The following is a 17,729-nucleotide window of genomic DNA, read 5'->3' on the forward strand; positions in this document are numbered from 1 at the left end:
CCACCCCGTCGCGCGTCCGCCGCGGGGAACGGGCACGGGAAGACGGGGGTGGGCGTGCAGAGCACGGAGGCCGTGACCGGGGTCGTCGACGAGACGGCCGCCCGGCGCCGCGAGCAACGCGGCTGGTACTGGTACGACTGGGCGAACAGCGTCTACTCGACGAGCGTGCTGACGGTGTTCCTCGGGCCGTATCTGACGTCCGTGGCGAAGGCCGCCGCGGACGCGGACGGCTTTGTGCACCCCCTGGGCATCCCGGTGCGGGCCGGTTCCTTCTACGCCTACGCGGTGTCGGCCTCGCTGGTGCTGTCCGTCCTGGCGATGCCGCTCGCCGGGGCGCTGGCCGACCGGACCGGCCGCAAGAAGCCGCTGATGGGCGGCTGCGCGTATCTGGGCGCGGGGGCGACGACGGGGATGTTCTTCCTGTCCGGCGAGCGCTACCTGCTGGGCGGGGCGCTGCTGATCGTCGCGAATGCCTCGTTCGTGGTGTCGATGATGCTCTACAACTCGTTCCTGCCGCAGATCGCCGAGCCGGACGAGCGCGACGCGGTCTCCTCCCGCGGCTGGGCCTTCGGCTACGCGGCCGGGGCGCTGGTGCTCGTCGCCGACCTGGCGCTCTACGGCGCGCACGACTCGTTCGGCGTCTCCGAGGGCACGGCGGTGCGCATCTGCCTGGCGTCGGCGGGACTGTGGTGGGGCGCGTTCTCGCTGATCCCGCTGCGGCGGCTGCGTGACCGCCGCACCGCCGCGGCGGCGCCCACGGAGGCGGGCGGTACCGCGCCGGCCCAGGGGTGGCGGCAGCTGCGGGAGACCCTGCGCGACATGCGCCGGCACCCGCTCACCCTTTCCTTCCTCCTCGCCTACCTCCTCTACAACGACGGCGTGCAAACGGTGATCACCCAGGCGTCCGTCTACGGCTCGGAGGAGCTGCGGCTGGACCAGAGCACGCTGATCGTGGCGATCCTGCTGGTCCAGGTACTGGCCGCGGCGGGCGCCCTGCTGATGGGGCGGCTCGCGCGGCGGTACGGCGCGCAGCGGACGATCCTGGGGTCGCTGGTGGCCTGGACGCTGACGCTGGCGGCCGGCTACTTCCTGCCCGCGAAGGCGCCCGTGTGGTTCTTCGCCCTGGCCGTCGGCATCGGCCTGGTGCTGGGCGGCAGTCAGGCGCTGTCGCGCTCGCTGTTCTCGCATCTGGTGCCGCGCGGCAAGGAGGCGGAGTACTTCTCCGCGTACGAGATGAGCGACCGGGGCGTGAGCTGGCTGGGGCCGCTGGTGTTCGGGGTGGCCTACCAGCTGACCGGGAGCTACCGGGACGCGATCGTGTCCCTCGTGGCATTCTTTGTGGTCGGTTTTGTCCTGCTGGCGAGGGTCCCTGTGAGCCGGGCGATCGCCGCGGCCGGAAATCCTGTGCCTGACCGGATTTAGCCCCGGAGGGTGCGGGGCGGTAGTGTACGCCTTTGGCTCACCAGGCGGACCGTTACTGCGCGCTCAACGATGGAAGGCGCTGGGTGACATCTGTTGCCAGATGTGACAAACCGGGCGTCGGTGGGTACAACAAGGGGCGGCACGACGGGCGACGCACATGTCCCGATTACGGGAATCTTCACCGCCGACCGGACGTTGACCGGATGACGACGACAGCGACACCTGTCCTGTGGGCGACAAGCCCGGGAGGCACGATTCATGAGTGAGCGAGCTCTCCGCGGCACGCGACTCGTGGTGACCAGCTACGAGACCGACCGCGGCATCGACCTGGCCCCGCGCCAGGCGGTGGAGTACGCATGCCAGAACGGACATCGATTCGAGATGCCGTTCTCGGTTGAGGCCGAGATTCCGCCGGAGTGGGAGTGCAAGGTTTGTGGTGCACCCTCGCTTCTGGTGGATGGCGATGGCCCTGAGGAAAAGAAGGGTAAGCCCGCGCGTACGCACTGGGACATGCTCATGGAGCGACGCACCCGCGAGGAGCTCGAGGAGGTGCTGGCCGAACGGCTGGCCGTCCTGCGCTCCGGCACCATGAACATTGCCGTGCATCCGCGCGACACCAACCGCAAGTCCGCCTGACGACGGACCTGCAGACAGCAGCAAGGGCCGGGGCCACTGCACTTCGCAGTGGCCCCGGCCCTTGTCGTGCGCGCAATTTCTCAGCCGGGGTCGGTCGGTCGGACGCTCAGCCGGTCAGCGGCGGATCCTGGCGCCGGGAGGCCGGCGGCTCGTCGCGGATCACCTCGCCCGGCACGACCTTGCCGTCCGGCCGGTGCATCCGGGCCTGCTGGAAGGCGTCGCCGAACGACCCGGGCGCGTACGACGCCCGCCTGTTCAGCAGCTTCTCGGCGCGGCCCTGGATCAGCTTCCCGGTCGGCGGGAAAAGGCAGAGCAGCCCCAGCACGTCGGAGAGCAGGCCCGGCACCATCAGCAGCAGGCCGCCGGCGATCGGGAGCGTATTGCCGCTGCCGGAGCGGCCGTTGTGGGACGGGGCGGCCTCGGCCGGGTCCGCCGGCCCGCTCCGCTGAAGGCTCTCGGTGAGGTTCTTCCAGGCGCGGCGGCCGGCCCGCTTGACCACCCAGCCGCCGACGACCACCCCGGCGAGCAGCAGCAGGAAGACGGTCAGACCGTTGGTGTCCCCGGCGACCAGGGTCAGCAGCCAGATCTCCAGCACCACCCAGGCGACGACGCCCAGCGGCACGAACCGGCGGGCGCGCGAGCGCTGGGGCGGACGGGGACTCGGCGATGGCGTGCCTGTGAACGTCATGCCTCAAGTGTGCCTGGACGGTCCGCGGCGCCTGCCGGGGACCACGGGACGCGGTGCACCCGGGGCTCCGGGCTCAGCGGCCGCGGAACTTCTCCACCCGGGAGCCGACGCCCCAGGCGGTGACCCGCCACAGCGCCTCGACCACGATGTCCCGGCTCATCTTGCTGTCGCCGTGCTCCCGCTCGACGAAGGTGATCGGGACCTCGACGACGTGATAGCCGGCCTGGACGGCGCGGCGGGCGAGGTCGACCTGGAAGCAGTAGCCCTGCGAGGACACCTCGTCCAGGCCCAGGCCCTCCAGGGTCTCGGCGCGGAAGGCGCGGAAGCCGCCGGTGATGTCGCGCAGCGGCAGGTCCAGCACCAGCCGGGAGTAGGTGCTGCCGCCGCGGGAGATGAACTGGCGGTACTTGGGCCAGTTCACGGTGCGGCCGCCGGGCACCCAGCGCGAGCCGAGGACCAGATCGGCGCCCTTGAGGGCGGTGAGCAGCCGCGGCAGCTCCTCGGGCTGGTGCGAGCCGTCGGCGTCCATCTCGACCAGGACGCCGTAGCCGTTGTCGATGCCCCAGCGGAAGCCCGCGAGGTAGGCGGCCCCCAGCCCTTCCTTGCCCTTGCGGTGCAGGACGTGGACGTGTTCGTCCTCGGCGGCCAGTTCGTCGGCGAGCTTGCCGGTGCCGTCAGGGCTGTTGTCGTCCGCGACGAGGACGTGCGCCTCCGGGACGGCGGACCGCACCCGCGAGACGACCGGCTTGATGTTCTCCGCCTCGTTGTACGTCGGGATGATCACCAACGTGGTGCCGAGCGGACCGTATTGCCGCTGACCGTCTGTCACTGCTGCCCCTTCTCGTCCTTCGTACGCCCGCGCCGGCCGACGATCACCGCGGCGGCACAGGACAGAAGACCCACGATAGCGAGCGCCCACTCAGGCGCCGCACCGACGCGGTCGGCGAGCGTCGTTTCGTCCCGCAGCGGGATCCGTGCGGAGACCACGCCCTGGGTGAACTCCGGGATCCGGTGGGTGATCCTGCCGTCCGGGGCGACCACCGCGCTGATGCCGCTGGTGGCGGCGGTGACCACGGCCCGGCCGTGTTCGACGGCGCGCAGCTTGGACATCGCCAGCTGCTGCTCGGGCTGGCCGGTGCGCCCGTAGGTGGCGTTGTTGGTCTGGATCACCAGCGCCCGGGCGCCGGCGCCCACGGTGTCGTGCACGATCTCGTCGTAGGCGACCTCGAAGCAGATCACGTCGCCGAGCCTGGCGGGGCCGACGTTGAGCAGGCCCGTGTGGTCGCCGGGGTAGAAGTCGCGCGGCACCCGCTGGAAGCGCGTGATGATCTTGCTGAGCTGCTCCCGGAACGGCACGTACTCGCCGAACGGCACCGGGTGCTGCTTGGTGTACGAGGCGCCGGGGCCCTTCTTCGGGTCCCAGACGATGCCCTCGTTGAAGACGTAGCCCTTCTTGGAGGGGTGGTCGACGAGGGCGCCGACGAGCACCGGCACGCCGATGGCCTTCACCGCCTCGTCGATCCGGTCGTACGCCTGCGGGTACTGGAACGGATCGAGGTCGGAGGAGTTCTCCGGCCAGATGACCAGGTCGGGCTTCTTGGCCCGGCCGGCCTTGATGTCGGCGGCGAGCTTCTCGGTGGCCGTGGCGTGGTTGTCGAGGATCTTCATGGGGCGGCCCAGGAAGTCCATACCGGCCTGCTGGACGTTGCCCTGGACCACGGCGATGTCGACGGAGTCGTCGGCCTTCGTCGGGACGGGGACCAGCAGCCCGGCCAGCGTCACCGCGGCGGCCAGCCCGAACGCCTCCAGGGCGGTCACCGCGCGGCGCACGGTGCCGTTGCCGCGCAGCCCCCACAGGGCGGCGACACAGGCGGCCAGCAGGGTGCCGGCCAGCGCGACGGCGAACGTCACCAGCGGGGCGCCGCCGAGCGCGGCGAGCGGGGTGAACGGCGAGCCGGTGTTGGCGAACGCCAGCCGCCCCCACGGGAAGCCGCCGAAGGGGAGCCGGTCGCGGGCCCACTCCTCGGCGACCCACAGGCAGGCGGCCCACAGCGGCCAGGCCGGCAGCCGGGAGGTGACCGCGAGCCCCGCGCCGAGCAGCGCCACGAAGAGCGCCTCGGCGATCGAGAGGCCCACCACCGCGTCCCAGCCGACGACATGCAGCCACTTCAGCAGGATCAGGAAGAACGGCAGCCCGAACACCAGGCCCGTCCAGGCGCCCTGGCGCGCGGTCCGGCCCCGGGTCAGCAGCGACAGCGCGGCCACCGCCACCAGGGACAGCGGCCACAGGTCGTACGGCGGGAAGGCGAGGCCCAGCGCGACGCCGAAGACCACGGCCAGGCCGGTACGCAGCGCCTCGCGACGCACGAACGCCAGGAGCCGCCGGGCCCGACCGGGGCGCCCGGGTGAGGCCGGGGAACCCGTCCGGGCGGACGGCACCGGGCCGTCGGGCGTGGTGCCGCTCACGGCTTCTTCGGTGGTGTCGGAACCCGATGGCACGGTCGCCGGGCCTTCCTGCAGGTCGGATGGGGACCCTCCCGGCGCGTCGCGCGCGTGGCGGAAGGTGTGAGCTGACCGTACATCGGAAGACCCGTCGTGCGGATGCGGGGTGCACAAAAGGTGAAGGCCCCGCGAGGAGGGTGCGGCCGGTCCGCGACGGGGTGCGGATAGGGGCCCGGGCGCCCTTCGGGCCGACCTGGGACCCGCTGGCTGCGGGTCGACCGAGAGCCGTTGTCTACTGAGCGTCCGGGCCCCACCCGGGTCGCACCTGCCGACCGGGCGAGACGTCCCCTCGCCCCGTGCCGCTGGTGCTGGACCTGGCTCCCAGTGGCGGTGCGCCGGTGTGGCGTACCGCCCCATGGCCCAGCTGCGTTCGACGAGTGCGCGGAGGTCTCCCGGCCGGACGTCCTGTGGTGGACTCGGCCGAACCTACCGGCCGTCGACCGCCTGCTGTCAACAGGTGCCCGGCCTGCGTCGCTTTCGCGTCGCCCCAGGTCAGCCGAGGACGCCCCGTGATGGGGCGAGTAGCGGCAAGCGCGGGCCGCGAGAGCACGTGCCTGCCTGATGTCACTCGTTCGGCCGTCCGAAGACCGTCCGGCCGCCGACGACCGTGCGCAGGCACACGGGGAGGTCGCGGCCGGGCGTGAGATCGGGCAGGCCGGGGGTGCCGGAGCGGGGGTCGGTGGACCAGCGCTCCACCCGCTCGTCGGGCGCCTGGACGACCAGTTCGCCGGTGCGCCAGACCGCGTAGTCGGCGGGCGCGCCGGGCACCAGGACGCCCGCGTCGTCCCGGCCGATGGCCCGCCAGCCGCCGCGGGTGTGGGCGGTGAACGCGGCGCGGGCGGAGATGCCGTGGGCGCGGGTGCGGTGGAAGACCGCGGCGCGCACGGTGCCCCAGGGGTCGAGCGGGGTGACCGGGCTGTCGGAGCCCAGGGCGAGCGGCACCCCGGCCTTGAGCAGGGCCGCGTACGGGTTGAGGGTGGCGGCCCGTTCGGCGCCCAGGCGGGCGGCGTACATGCCGTCCGGGCCGCCCCAGGCCGCGTCGAAGGCGGGCTGGACGGAGGCGGTCAGGGCCAGGTCGGCGAAGCCGGCGAGGGTGGCTTCGGTGAGCATCTCGGCGTGCTCGACGCGGTGCCGGGCGGCGCGGATCCGGGCGGTGCCGAGGCGTTCGGCGGCGGCCCGGACGCCGTCGACGACGCTGCTGATCGCGGCGTCGCCGATGGCGTGGAAGCCGGCCTGGAGCCCGGCCTCGGTGCAGGCGGCGACATGGGCGGCGACCGCGTCGGTGTCGAGGTGGGCGGTGCCGGTGTGGCCGGGGGAATCCGCGTACGGCGCGTGCAGATGGGCGGTGTGCGAGCCGAGCGAGCCGTCGACGAAGAGATCGCCGGCCGCGCCGATCGCGCCGAGTTCACGGATCCGCTCGGCGTCCTTTGCGGATGCGACGGTCTCGGCCCAGTAGCCCACCACCCGCGGGCCGTTCCCCTCCCGCGCCAGGGCGAGCAGCGCCGTGAAGTCCTCCTCGCCGGAGATCTCCGGTCCGGCGCACTCGTGGAGGCTGCCGATGCCGAGCGAGGCGGCGCGGGCCAGCGCGGCGGCCTGGGCCTCGGCGCGCTGGGCCGGGGTGAGGGTGGCGTACGCGGCCCGGCGCACCGCGTGGTGGGCGTCGCCGGTCAGCGGGGCGTCGGGGTGGAAGCCGGACCGGTCGCGGATGCCGGGGACCAGGTCCAGCAGGGCCGTGGTGACCACCGCGGAGTGCACGTCGACGCGGGTGAGGTACAGCGGACGGCCGCCGGTGGCCGCGTCCAGCTCCGTACGGGACGGCGCCCGGCCCTCCGGCCAGGCGCTGGTGTCCCAGCCGTGCCCGAGCAGGACCCGGTCCGAGGGGCGGGCGTCGGCGTACGCGCGGATCCGGGCCAGCGCGTCGGCGAGCGTGCCGGCGGCGGACAGGTCGAGACCGGTGAGCGCGAGGCCGGTCGCGGTGGTGTGCACATGTGCGTCCGTGAACGCCGGGGTGACGAGCGCGCCGTCGAGCTGGACCACCTCGTCCACGCCGTCGGCGAACGAGTCGGCCGCGCCCTCCTCACCGACCCAGGCGATGCGGTCCCCTTCCACGACCATGGCCGTGGCGAAGGGGTCCGCGGGGCTGTGCACCTCGCCGCCGCGCAGCAGGACGGTACGGGGCTGCGCCGGGTGCGGGTCGTGCTGCCGGGCGGGGGCGGGAATGTGCTCGCTCATACCGGACAGTTTGGCCCCTGCGCCCGGGCCGGCGGCGTCCAGGGGGCCGTTACCGGTCAGATCCGCGGCGGCCGGGCCTCGTACGGCGTGGACAGCACGACCGTGGTGCGGGTCGAGACGCCGGCCAGCGTGCGGATGCGGGTGAGCAGGTGCTCCAGCTCCAGCGGGGTGGAGACGCGGACCTTGAGGATGTAGTTCTCGTCGCCGGCCACGCTGTGGCACGCCTCCAGCTCGGGGACCTCGGCGAGGCGGTCGGAGATGTCGTCCGGCGCGCTGGGGTCGAAGGGTTTGACCGAGATGAAGGCGGTGAGCGGCAGGCCCACGGCTTCGGGGTCGACGATGGCGGCATAGCCCCGGATGACACCGCGCTGCTCCAGGCGGCGCACACGCTGATGCACCGCCGAGGTGGACAGGCCGGTGGCCTTGCCCAGGTCGGTGTAACTCATCCGCCCGTCCTTGACGAGCAGATCCACGATTTGTCGGTCCAACTCCTCCACCCGCTCAACCTACTGCGCGCGGACGCGTGTGCGCACCGCGCGCCGGCTCGTGGACACCCCCGCGCCGGGTTGTGTGACCAATGCCACACGGGTGAACCGGTGTCCGTGGACCGGTCGCGATTATGCGCGGGGCATGGAGGGAATTGCTGGTGGTGGCCGGGGCCGCCCGTCACAGGAAGTCAGCGGTCCGACCGGCCCACCCGAGGGGGATGGACATCATGCGACGCCTTCAGCAGGACCCCACTGCCGAGAACTTCAGCGACCAGGAGGGCGACAGTCCCGGCTTCTCCGGCGACGACGGTGCGTACGACGCGTTCGAGACCTTTGAGATCTACCGCGTGACCTGCCCGGACTGCCTCCAGCCGATCGCGCTGCTGGCCGACGAGGACACGCTCCCGGAGCACGCACTGTGCCCCACTCCCTGGAATCCGTTCGGCCTGACGGTGTGCCAGGGCTCCGGCCGCGCGGTGTCCGAGGCGCCGGAGACCGAGGACACCCTGGACGCCCAGGAGCAGGACGCGGCGATGCTGCTGACGCTGCCGGAGGGCCTGGACTGGCGCCGTCAGCCGTTCTCGCACATCGGCGGTCCGGGCACCCGGCCGATCCGGGTGCCGCGGATGCGTCACGGCGCCTGAGCAGCGCCTCGTTCGGACGACGGCCGCTGCGGCCTCACCAGTAGCGGCCCTCGATCATCGCCTCCAGCGCACCCCGGTGGAGGATCAACGCATCGGCGTCGGCCGGTACGGGGACCTCTCCGAAGTGCACCTGGCGGTAGGCCACCCGCAGCATGACGATGGCGTGCCGCAGGGCCGCGTAGAGGGTGTGGAATTCCATGTCACGCGGTGTGTGGCCGGTGAGCCGGGCATAGCGTGACTCGACGGCGTCCCGGCGCAGGAAGCCGGGCAGCCCCCGCTCGCCGCCGGCTTCCGTGAGGTCCTGGAAGAAGCGGTGCAGGAACACCAGCCAGCCCAGGTCGAGTTCACGCGGACCGAGGGCGGCCATCTCCCAGTCGAGCACCGCAGCCGGCTCGAAACCGTCGTAGACGATATTGCCGATCCGGGCGTCGCCCCAGGTGAGGACGGTCTCTCCGGGGTCGTCCGGCCAGAGTTCGACGAGCCGGGCGAAGCCGCGCTCGATGAGCGGTGAGCGCGGCCGGCCGTCAACCACCCAGGCGTAGTAGGCACGTTGGGAGGCGACGTGCCGGTGCAGGGCGCTGCCCTGCCCGCTGGTGGCCAGGAAGCCCGCCGCGGCGAGCGGGACCTGATCGTGCAGCCGGGCGAGCACGGACACGCTCGCGGCCTCCAGGCGCGCGCGCTCGGCGTCGGTGGCGTCATGGAGCCAACTGCCCGCGTACGTATAGGGCATGACGTCCGGTGGGACGCGCCCGGCGACCCGGGCCATGACGAAGAACGGGGCCCCGAGGTGCGCCGGGTCCTCCTCCAGCCAGAGGGTGCGGGGCACCGGCAGGTCGGTGTGCTCGGCGACCAGGCGCATGGTGCGGAACTGCCGGGCCATGTCGTAGCGCGGGAAGACGGTGTACGCGGCCGGATCGGCGGCGAGGCGCAGTGCGCAGGAAACCGGGACGTCGGGGGGCGCCGGCCGCGGGTGGTCGATGTCGAAGAGCAGGGTTTCGCTGGACATGCCGTTGGAGGCGGGGACGCCGGCGGCGAGCGCGCGGGCGCCGGGCAGGCGGGTGCCGAGCCAGGCGGTGAGGCGGCGGGTGAGGTCCGCGGGGTCGCGGGTGGTGGTACGGGGGCGGGGCGCCGCGCTCATCGTCCGGCCTCCCCCGCGACGTCGCCGTAGCCGGTGAACCCGCTCGGGTCGTGCCGGCCGAAGCTGCCGTGCTCGAAGATCCCGTAGCCGACGCGGCCGTCGAGGGTGAAGCGGGCGGCGTGGTCGGTGACCCCGTAGGCGGCGAGGGGGTGGGCGGCCGGGTCGGAGAGGTCGTAGCTGCGCCGGTCGGTCCAGCCGCGGCCGCGCCAGGTGCCGTGCTGCCAGTCGTCGGCGGGCGGATAGCCGGCGCCCACCGCGAGGGGTGAGGAGGTGAGGATCTCGGCGGTGAGGTCGAGGGGTTGGCGGGCGGGGTCGGTGAGGTGGATGACCGCGGTCTCGGGGTGGCGGGTGCCGGGGCGGTAGCGGATGTCGGTGTGCGGCCAGCCCAGCTGGAGGTCGCGGGCGCCGTTGCGGACCAACAGGGCCTCGTTCAGGGTGCGGTGGCCGTCGGCGTCCTCCTGGACGATGACCATCACGAAGCGGTCGTCGAAGCGGACCGGGCACCACACCCAGTGGAAGCCCTCCGGCCGCAGCTCCGCACCGGCCCGTCCGGCGTCCTCACCGGGGATCGGCCGTACGCCCCAGCTGCGGTCCCGGGTGCCGGTCCACTCCCCCGCCGTGACGATCAGCTCCTCGCCCCCGGCGCGGATCCGGCCGGTACAGGTGCCCGCCTGGACGAACCGCCGCCCCTCCAGCGTCAGCCGGTCGCCGCGGTACTGGGTGTGGTGCGGCTCCCAGGTGGCGGGGAAGGCCGCGTTCCACGTCACGTCGCACGCCAGGCCGTCCGGATCGTCCGGGTCCGCGGCGCAGCTCAGCCGGAGGCGGGCGAGCGGTTCCTCGACGGTGATGGTGAGCGGGCCGACGGTGAGGGCCATCCGGTCGTCGGTGAGCGCGTCGGAGGCGCGTACGGCGTGCAGCCGGTCGCCGAGGCGGAGGGTGGCGTACGCGTCGATGACGCCGGTGTTGGGATAGACGCCGAGCCCCGCGATCAGCAGGGCCCGCCCCGCGTGGTCCATGACGTGGAAGATGCACCGGTCGTAGGCGTTGCGGTCGCCGGTGGCGACGTGCCGCAGGGAGAGCGGGACCTGGTGGATCGGGTACTCGTCGAGCGCGATCGGGCGGTCGGGCACGGTCTCCTCCTGGGCGCGCGGCGGCGGACCGGGGAGCGGACAAAAGGCCGCCCCCGGCGAGGAGTTGACGGTACGTCAGCTGTCGTGCGACAGCCAGACCCTCTCCGGTACCGGGAGGCCGGGGTGGGGGATGATTCCCCCGCCCCGGCCGGCGCTCAGCGCGTCTCCGGGCCCGCGAGGTGGCGGGCGATGACCATGCGCTGGATCTGGTTGGTGCCCTCGACGATCTGCAGGACCTTGGCCTCGCGCATGTAGCGCTCGGCGGGGAAGTCGACGGTGTAGCCGTAGCCGCCGAGGAGCTGGACGGCGTCGGTGGTGACCCGCATCGCGGCGTCCGTGCAGAACAGCTTGGACATCGCCGCCTCCTTGGAGAACGGCAGACCGGCGTCGCGCAGCCGGGCGGCGGTGAGGTACAGCGCGCGGCCGGCCTCGATCTGGGTGGCCATGTCGGCGAGCATGAAGCGCAGGCCCTGGAAGTCGACGATCGGCCGGCCGAACTGCTGCCGCTCGGCGGCGTACGCGAGCGCCTCGTCCAGCGCCGCCTGGGCGACGCCGATGGCGCAGGCGGCGATGCCCAGGCGCCCGGAGTCGAGGGCGGAGAGGGCGATGGCGAAGCCCTGGCCCTCGTCGCCGAGGCGGCGGGAGTCGGGGACGCGTACGCCGTCGAAGTGCAGCTGGGCCGTCGGGGAGCCCTTCATGCCCATCTTGCGCTCGGGTGCCGCGGCGCTCAGGCCCTCGGCATCGCCGGGGACCAGGAAGGCGGTGATGCCGTGGGCGCCGCTGCCGCCGGTGCGGGCCAGGACGGTGTAGAAGTCGGCCACGCCGCCGTGGGTGGTCCAGGCTTTGGTGCCGTCCAGGGTCCAGGCGTCGCCCTGCCGGGTGGCGCGGGTGGTCAGGGAGGCGGCGTCGGAGCCGGAGGAGGGCTCGGAGAGGCAGTAGGCGCCGAGCAGCCCGCCGCCCAGCATGTCGGGGAGGTGTTCGGCGCGCTGTTCCTTCGTGCCGAAGCCGGCGAGGGCGTGGCAGGCGAGGGTGTGCACGCTGACGCCGAGGCCGACGGTCAGCCGTGCGGCCGCGAGCTCCTCCAGGACCTGGAGGTAGACCTCGTAGGGCTGGCCGCCGCCCCCGAATTCCTCGTCATAGGGCAGGGAGAGAAGTCCGGATTCCGACAGCAGGGCGAAGGTCTCGCGGGGGAAGCGGCCGGCCTCCTCTTCCTCCGCGGCCGTGGGCCTGATCTCGCGCTCGGCGAGATCGCGTACGAGGGTCAGCAGGTCGCGGGCTTCCTCCGTGGGCAGCCTGCGGTCCACCGGCTGGGGGCCGTACTCGGTCATGGCGGCGCTCTCCTCCCTGTCGGGCGCTGCGGCGACGCACGCGCGGGGTGGGCGGCGGCGCCGGTTTCCGTAGTGCCAGGCCGATGATCGCGTTCCGGGTCGCGGATGGCGATGACCTGCGGCTGTGGCGCTAGGAGTATGCCCGATCGGAGGCCCCGCGTCACTGGTTGATCATCATCTGCTGCGGAGATCCGGCCCCCTACCGGAAGCGGCGGTGCCCCGCTACCCCGCGTGAACAAAATTGGTCCGAACCATTGACTCACTGGTCTAGTCCTTCTAACTTCTCCTCCAACGTTCAACGCGTTCATGCCAATTCGGAACGCAGGTCAGGCTCCACCCCTCGCCCCCCTCCGAGGAGACGACATGCTCAGACCGCACCGGATGCGATCACCGCGCAGAGTGATCGCCGCCGCCACCGCGCTGTGTACGGCGGCACTGGCCGGCACCCTGCTCGCCGGACAGGCTTCCGCCCACCCTGCCGGCGCCCCCGCGAAGCAGAACCCCGCGACGGCCGCCGCGACCTCCGCGAAGCCGGCGGCAGCCGGCAGCAAGGTCGTCGGATACTTCACCAACTGGGGTGTCTACGACCGCAATTACCACGTCAAGAACATCGAGACGTCCGGGTCGGCGGCCAAGCTGACGCACATCAACTACGCCTTCGGCAACGTCCAGGGCGGCAAGTGCGCCATCGGGGACTCCTACGCCGACTACGACAAGGCGTACACCGCCGACCAGAGCGTCGACGGCCAGGCGGACACCTGGGACAACGGCGCGCTGCGCGGCAACTTCAACCAGCTCAGGAAGCTCAAGAAGCTGCACCCGAACCTCAAGGTGATCTGGTCCTTCGGCGGCTGGACCTGGTCGGGCGGCTTCGGCGAGGCCGCCCGGAACCCGGCCGCCTTCGCGCAGTCCTGCTACGACCTGGTCGAGGACAAGCGCTGGGCCGATGTCTTCGACGGCATCGACATCGACTGGGAGTACCCGAACGCCTGCGGTCTGACCTGCGACACCAGCGGCAAGGACGCCTTCACGAACGTCATGAAGGCGCTGCGGGCGAAGTTCGGCCAGAACAACCTGGTGACCGCGGCGATCACCGCTGACGCCTCGGCCGGCGGCAAGATGGACGCCGCGGACTACAAGGGCGCCGCCCAGTACGTCGACTGGTACAATCCGATGACGTACGACTACTTCGGCGCCTGGGACGCCAAGGGCCCGACGGCGCCGCACTCCCCGCTGTCGTCGTACAACGGCATCCCGAAAGCCGGCTTCAACACCACCGACACCATCGCCAAGCTCAAGGGCCTGGGCGTGCCGGCGAACAAGCTGCTGCTGGGCATCGGCTTCTACGGCCGCGGCTGGTCGGGCGTCACCCAGGACGCGCCGGGCGGTACGGCGACCGGCGCGGCACCGGGCAAGTACGAGGCCGGCATCGACGACTACAAGGTGCTCAAGAGCCGTTGCCCGGCCACCGGCAAGGTGGGCGGCACCGCCTACGCCAAGTGCGGTGACCAGTGGTGGAGTTACGACACCCCCGAGACCATCGGCACGAAGATGGCCTTCAAGGACGCGCAGGGCCTGGGCGGCACGTTCTTCTGGGAGCTGAGCGGTGACACCACCAACGGCGAGCTGATCAAGGCGATCAGGTAGCCGCGGGCGACCGGACCGGGCGGGCGGGAGGTGGCGGCCTCCCGCCCGCCCGCATGTCCGGACGCAGGCGGCCCTCCAGGGCCGTCAGGCCGGCGGGCGGGGCGGCGCCGGGCAGCCGGGCTCGTACTCCTCGATCAGCCGCAGGGTGTCGCCCAGGCCGCGAACCAGCAGCGCGACCACCGTCTCCCGGGGCAGTTCCTGTTCCGCGATCCAGTCGAGGGTGACTCCCTCGACGCTGGAGAGCCAGCCGGTCAGCGCGGTGCGGGCGACCGGCGGGAGGTCGGTGCGGCCCCAGGCGCCGAGGGCGATGGTGCCGAGCAGCCGGGCCCGCACCGCGTCGCGGATCGCCATCACCTCGGCGTCGAAGCCGACCCCGCCGGTGACGATGGCGCGGTAGGCGGCCTGGTGGTGCTGGGCGTAGCGCAGATAGCCGTCGACGGTGCGCTGGACGCGTTCGGCGGGCGGCAGGTCGTGGGTGCTGCCGGCCCGCTCGACCAGCTCGGCCACCGCGTCCTCGATGATCGCCAGGTAGTAGCCGCGCTTGTTGGTGAAGTAGTAGTAGATCAAGCCTTTGGCGACACCGGCCTGGCGCGCGATGTCGTCCATGGACAGCGCGTCGTAGGAGGTGTCGGCGAACAACCTCCGCCCGGTGGCGATGAGTTCGGCGCGGCGGGCCTGGGAGCGTACGGATCCGCGGGCGGTCTGCGAGCCACCCCGTCCGCGCTGTTGACTATTATTCAAAGTCCGCCCTAGTCTCCAACTGCCTTGAGTTTTCCGCAGTATGACAGGGCGTCATGAACGACGACGGGCCCTCCCGCCGGCGCCACCAGCACTTCCCCCGCGCATTCGACCACTGCCCCGGGGAGGACGCAGTGAGATCGTCAACGGACACCTCGCCCGAGGGGCGGACCTCCTGGCGCAAGAGCGCCGTGGTGGCGCTGCCCGCCGTACTCGCCGTGGGCGCACTGGCCACGGTGATGGCGCAGGGCGCCCTGGCCGCCTCGTTCGCCGTCTCCGGCACCCACTTCCAGGTGTCGTCGGGGAAGCTGACCAGCAGCGGCCTGGCCTCGTACGTGCACACCGACCGCGACGCGGACGGCCGCGGCCATCCGGTGGCGCTGCTCGGCATCGGCCGGGCCTCGCTCGCCGACATCTGCCAGTCGGCCCGGGTGAGGACGCCGGTGGGGACGGTGGTGTTCAAGCTGACCGCCGGCGGCCGGGCCGGTCCGGTGCGCGCCGACAGCCTGGTCATCGACGGGGAGGACCTGGTGGGCGACGCCCGCTTCGGCACCGCGCAGATCGGCCGGGACGCGGCCACGCTGGACGCCGTACCGGGCGTGCACGGCCGCCGGGGCGCGTTCGGGCTGCAGGCCGGGGACATCTCCGTGGCCGGGGTGAAGTCGCACGCCTGGTCGGCCACCGGCGGGAACTTCCGCCTCAACGGGCTGCGGGTGAGCGTGAGCCTGGACGGCGCGACGTGCTTCTGAGCGCGTGGCGCCGGGCCCGGGCCGGACGGACACCGGGCCGGCCGGCGCGGCGGGCGGCGCTGCGCCGCTGGCGGCGGACCCGGCCGTTCTGGGCCGGGCTGCTGCTCCTCCTCGGCGGGGCGGAACTGGTGCTGGTACCGCTCTCGCCACTGACCGTGCTGGTCAGCCTGGGGCTGGGCGGGCTGGCGGCGCTGGGCATCGGGCTGGCGCTGATGGCCGCGGGGCTCTTCCTGTGGTGCGCGCCGGCCACCCACCACTACGTGAGCATCAACGCGCTGATCCTGTCGGTGCTCTCCTTCGCCGCGACGAACCTCGGCGGGTTCCTGGTCGGTATGGCCCTGGGAATCGCGGGCAGTGCGATGGGCTTCGGGTGGACGCCGGGGCGGGGCCCGGCGCCCGCCGCGGGCCCCGCTCCGGTGCGCGGTGGTGGCGGCAAGGTGCTCGCGGTCGCGCTGCCGGTGGCCCTGCTCGCCGCGGTGGGCGGCCCGGCGCAGCGGGCCCGGGCGGCGGCCGGCCTCCCGGCGCCGTCCCGCCCGCCGACCGTGACCACCACGATGTTCGCGCCTCAGGGCTTCACCCTGGCCGGCGTCGAGGAGGTGCCCACGGCCCGCGGCCCGGTCAGGGCGATGGTGTTGAGGATGACGGCCGCCTCGCTGACCGACTACCGCCTCACCACCCACGACGGTGGCCCCGAACTCGGCCTGAGCGCCGACACGTTGCACCTCAGGGGTGAGGTGACGCTCTACCTCACCCGGTTCAGCGGTTGCCTGGAGGGCCTGGTCTGCCTCACCTTCACCCCGGACACCCTCCCGGTGCCCCCGGTCGTCCCGCCCTTCGTCTTCATGACGGACGTCGACGCCGAGCAGGCACTGGTCACCTCGGACCTGATCACCGCGGACGGGTTGCGGCTGCGCGCGGGTGCCCGGAGCGGCCCCGGCACGTGAGGCGGCGGCCCACGCGGGGTTTACGGCACCGCCCGGTACGAGCACCATCGGCCGTACGAGGGCAGAGCTGTGACGAAGAGGTGACACGTGGTCAACCCCTGGCTGGCGATGGAGACCGGTGGCGACCCGGCGGAGCGCACCCGTACGGTGCGGCGGGCGCACGCGGAATTCCTGGCCGACGGGACCGTGGCGGCGCCGGTGCGCCGGGTGGTCGCCGATTCCTGGCGCCGCTCGGCCGAGGCCCGGGCCGCCTCGGACGGGGCCGCGCCCATCGAGCTGGACGAGGCCGCGCTGTGCGCCTACCGGGAGGCGCACCCGCTGGCCCGCGCGATGCCGGTGTTCCGGGAGCTGCTGGGCAGCTTCGCGCAGGACGGGGCGCATCTGCTGGCCGTCTGCGACCCGCAGGGGCGGCTGCTGTGGGTGGAGGGGCACCGCGGGGTGCGCCGCAGCGCGGAGCGGATGAACTTCGTCGTCGGCGCCCGCTGGGACGAGCGGCACGCCGGCACCAACGCGCCGGGTACCGCGCTCGCCGCCGACCACGCCGTCCAGATCTTCGCGGCCGAGCACTACAACCGGCAGGTGCAGCGCTGGACCTGCGCCGCGGCCCCGCTGCACGATCCGCGGACCGGCCGGCTGCTGGGCGCGGTGGACATCACCGGCGGTGACCACCTGGCGAGCCCGCACAGCCTGGCCCTGGTGCAGGCCACGGCCCGCGCCGCGGAGGCCCATCTGGCGTCCGGGTCCCCGGAGCCCGGGGTGTTCCTGTCGGCGCTCGGCCGGGACGAGGCGCTACTGGTCGTGGACGGGGAACGGCTGCGCCTCGGACGCCGGCACAGCGAGATCATGCTGCTGCTCGCACAGCACCCGGACGGCCTGACGGGTGATCAGCTCTCGTTGCTGCTGTACGGGGAGCGCGACATGCGGCCGGTCACCCTGCGGGCCGAACTGTCCCGGCTGCGCCATCTCGTGGGGGCGCTGCTGCACTCCCGCCCGTACCGCCTGAGCCGCGCCGTAGAAACCGATCTGGGCGTGGTCGAGGGCCAGTTGGCGGCCGGGCACCCCCGCTCCGCGCTCGGCGCGTACCGCGGCCCGCTGCTGCCGCTGTCGGAGGCGCCCGGCGTGCGGCGGATGCGGGAGGCGCTGGCGGACCGGATGCGGTGCACGCTGCTGGCCACCCGCGACGCCGACCTGCTGCGCGAGTGGTCGCGCACGCCGTGGGGCGAGGACGATCTGGAGGTCTTCGAGGCGCTGGTGGACGCCCTGCCGGCCCGCTCCCCCGCCCGTACCGCCTCCGTCGCCGGCGCCGACCGGCTGCGCGCCGCCTACGGTCTGACCGACGGCGCAACGAGCAATCCGGCCACCACGCGCGTCGCAACGTTCGCGCAACCTCCCCGCTCATAGCCTGCGCACGACGCCCGTCGCACGGGAGTGGCGGGCACCGCG

16 protein-coding genes are annotated in these 17,729 nt (G+C 73.0%); 7 read left to right on the plus strand and 9 right to left on the minus strand.

Annotated elements, in window-relative coordinates; all coding sequences use genetic code 11:
* Positions 1–54 precede the first annotated feature (54 nt).
* Together OO62_RS21045 and OO62_RS21050 are read left to right on the plus strand one after the other, a co-directional pair.
* Positions 55–1,422, plus strand: coding sequence for an MFS transporter (locus tag OO62_RS21045; protein WP_106974881.1), 1,368 nt, complete (start codon positions 55–57; stop codon positions 1,420–1,422).
* A 258-nt stretch (positions 1,423–1,680) separates the two neighbouring features.
* Complete coding sequence (locus OO62_RS21050; protein ID WP_006601711.1) at positions 1,681–2,058, plus strand: RNA polymerase-binding protein RbpA; 378 nt, start codon at positions 1,681–1,683, stop codon at positions 2,056–2,058.
* Between the two features lie 106 nt (positions 2,059–2,164).
* Here the strand turns inward: OO62_RS21050 and fxsA are convergent, their stop codons facing one another.
* The 5 genes from fxsA to OO62_RS21075 form a co-directional block, all read right to left on the minus strand.
* A complete protein-coding gene (gene fxsA, locus OO62_RS21055; RefSeq protein ID WP_033269058.1) occupies positions 2,165–2,746 on the minus strand; it encodes an FxsA family membrane protein in 582 nt (193 codons plus the stop codon).
* Positions 2,747–2,819: 73 nt separating this feature from the next.
* Complete coding sequence (locus tag OO62_RS21060) at positions 2,820–3,575, minus strand: polyprenol monophosphomannose synthase (protein ID WP_033269059.1); 756 nt, start codon at positions 3,573–3,575, stop codon at positions 2,820–2,822.
* Entirely contained in the window at positions 3,572–5,245 is a 1,674-nt protein-coding gene (gene lnt / locus OO62_RS21065; RefSeq protein WP_033269060.1) for an apolipoprotein N-acyltransferase, read from the minus strand. Before lnt ends, OO62_RS21060 begins: the two co-directional genes overlap by 4 nt.
* 567 nt (positions 5,246–5,812) lie before the next feature.
* The gene (locus tag OO62_RS21070) at positions 5,813–7,480 is read right to left on the minus strand and encodes an amidohydrolase (protein WP_033269061.1); all 1,668 of its coding nucleotides are present in this window, start codon (positions 7,478–7,480) and stop codon (positions 5,813–5,815) included.
* 56 nt (positions 7,481–7,536) lie between these two features.
* Positions 7,537–7,977: an Lrp/AsnC family transcriptional regulator gene (locus OO62_RS21075; RefSeq protein ID WP_077194248.1), complete on the minus strand. Its 441-nt coding sequence runs from the start codon at positions 7,975–7,977 to the stop codon at positions 7,537–7,539.
* A gap of 209 nt (positions 7,978–8,186) precedes the next feature.
* On the opposite strand from OO62_RS21075, the gene OO62_RS21080 reads away from it, so the two are divergent.
* On the plus strand, positions 8,187–8,612 hold the full coding sequence (locus tag OO62_RS21080; protein ID WP_033269063.1) for a hypothetical protein: 426 nt from the start codon (positions 8,187–8,189) through the stop codon (positions 8,610–8,612).
* A 34-nt stretch (positions 8,613–8,646) separates the two neighbouring features.
* Here OO62_RS21080 and OO62_RS21085 read toward each other — a convergent pair whose 3' ends face one another.
* The 3 genes from OO62_RS21085 to OO62_RS21095 all read right to left on the minus strand — a co-directional run bounded on the left by OO62_RS21085 (position 8,647) and on the right by OO62_RS21095 (position 12,208).
* Positions 8,647–9,750, minus strand: a complete 1,104-nt coding sequence (locus tag OO62_RS21085; RefSeq protein WP_033269064.1) for a phosphotransferase family protein — start codon at positions 9,748–9,750, stop codon at positions 8,647–8,649.
* Positions 9,747–10,880: an Rv3169 family protein gene (locus tag OO62_RS21090; RefSeq protein ID WP_033269065.1), complete on the minus strand. Its 1,134-nt coding sequence runs from the start codon at positions 10,878–10,880 to the stop codon at positions 9,747–9,749. The genes OO62_RS21085 and OO62_RS21090 overlap by 4 nt, the downstream gene beginning before the upstream one ends.
* A gap of 155 nt (positions 10,881–11,035) precedes the next feature.
* Positions 11,036–12,208 (minus strand): acyl-CoA dehydrogenase family protein, encoded by a 1,173-nt coding sequence (locus OO62_RS21095; RefSeq protein ID WP_033269066.1) that lies wholly within the window; start codon positions 12,206–12,208, stop codon positions 11,036–11,038.
* A 363-nt stretch (positions 12,209–12,571) separates the two neighbouring features.
* Between OO62_RS21095 and OO62_RS21100 the strand changes: the two genes are divergently transcribed.
* Positions 12,572–13,855, plus strand: coding sequence for a glycoside hydrolase family 18 protein (locus tag OO62_RS21100; protein ID WP_033269067.1), 1,284 nt, complete (start codon positions 12,572–12,574; stop codon positions 13,853–13,855).
* Between the two features lie 84 nt (positions 13,856–13,939).
* On the opposite strand, the gene OO62_RS21105 is transcribed toward OO62_RS21100, so the two are convergent.
* Positions 13,940–14,596 (minus strand): TetR/AcrR family transcriptional regulator, encoded by a 657-nt coding sequence (locus tag OO62_RS21105; RefSeq protein ID WP_033269068.1) that lies wholly within the window; start codon positions 14,594–14,596, stop codon positions 13,940–13,942.
* A 236-nt stretch (positions 14,597–14,832) separates the two neighbouring features.
* Here OO62_RS21105 and OO62_RS21110 point away from each other — a divergent pair, with 236 nt between their 5' ends.
* The 3 genes from OO62_RS21110 (at position 14,833) to OO62_RS21120 (ending at position 17,687) form a co-directional block, all read left to right on the plus strand.
* On the plus strand, positions 14,833–15,342 hold the full coding sequence (locus tag OO62_RS21110; protein WP_228332694.1) for a DUF6230 family protein: 510 nt from the start codon (positions 14,833–14,835) through the stop codon (positions 15,340–15,342).
* Positions 15,333–16,286, plus strand: a complete 954-nt coding sequence (locus tag OO62_RS21115) for a DUF6114 domain-containing protein (protein ID WP_033269069.1) — start codon at positions 15,333–15,335, stop codon at positions 16,284–16,286. The genes OO62_RS21110 and OO62_RS21115 overlap by 10 nt, the downstream gene beginning before the upstream one ends.
* Before the next feature lie 87 nt (positions 16,287–16,373).
* A complete protein-coding gene (locus tag OO62_RS21120; RefSeq protein ID WP_033269070.1) occupies positions 16,374–17,687 on the plus strand; it encodes a GAF domain-containing protein in 1,314 nt (437 codons plus the stop codon).
* Positions 17,688–17,729: the final 42 nt, after the last annotated feature.

This window comes from Streptomyces lydicus, assembly GCF_000717345.1.
In the GTDB taxonomy this organism is placed as follows: Bacteria; Actinomycetota; Actinomycetes; order Streptomycetales; family Streptomycetaceae; genus Streptomyces; species Streptomyces lydicus.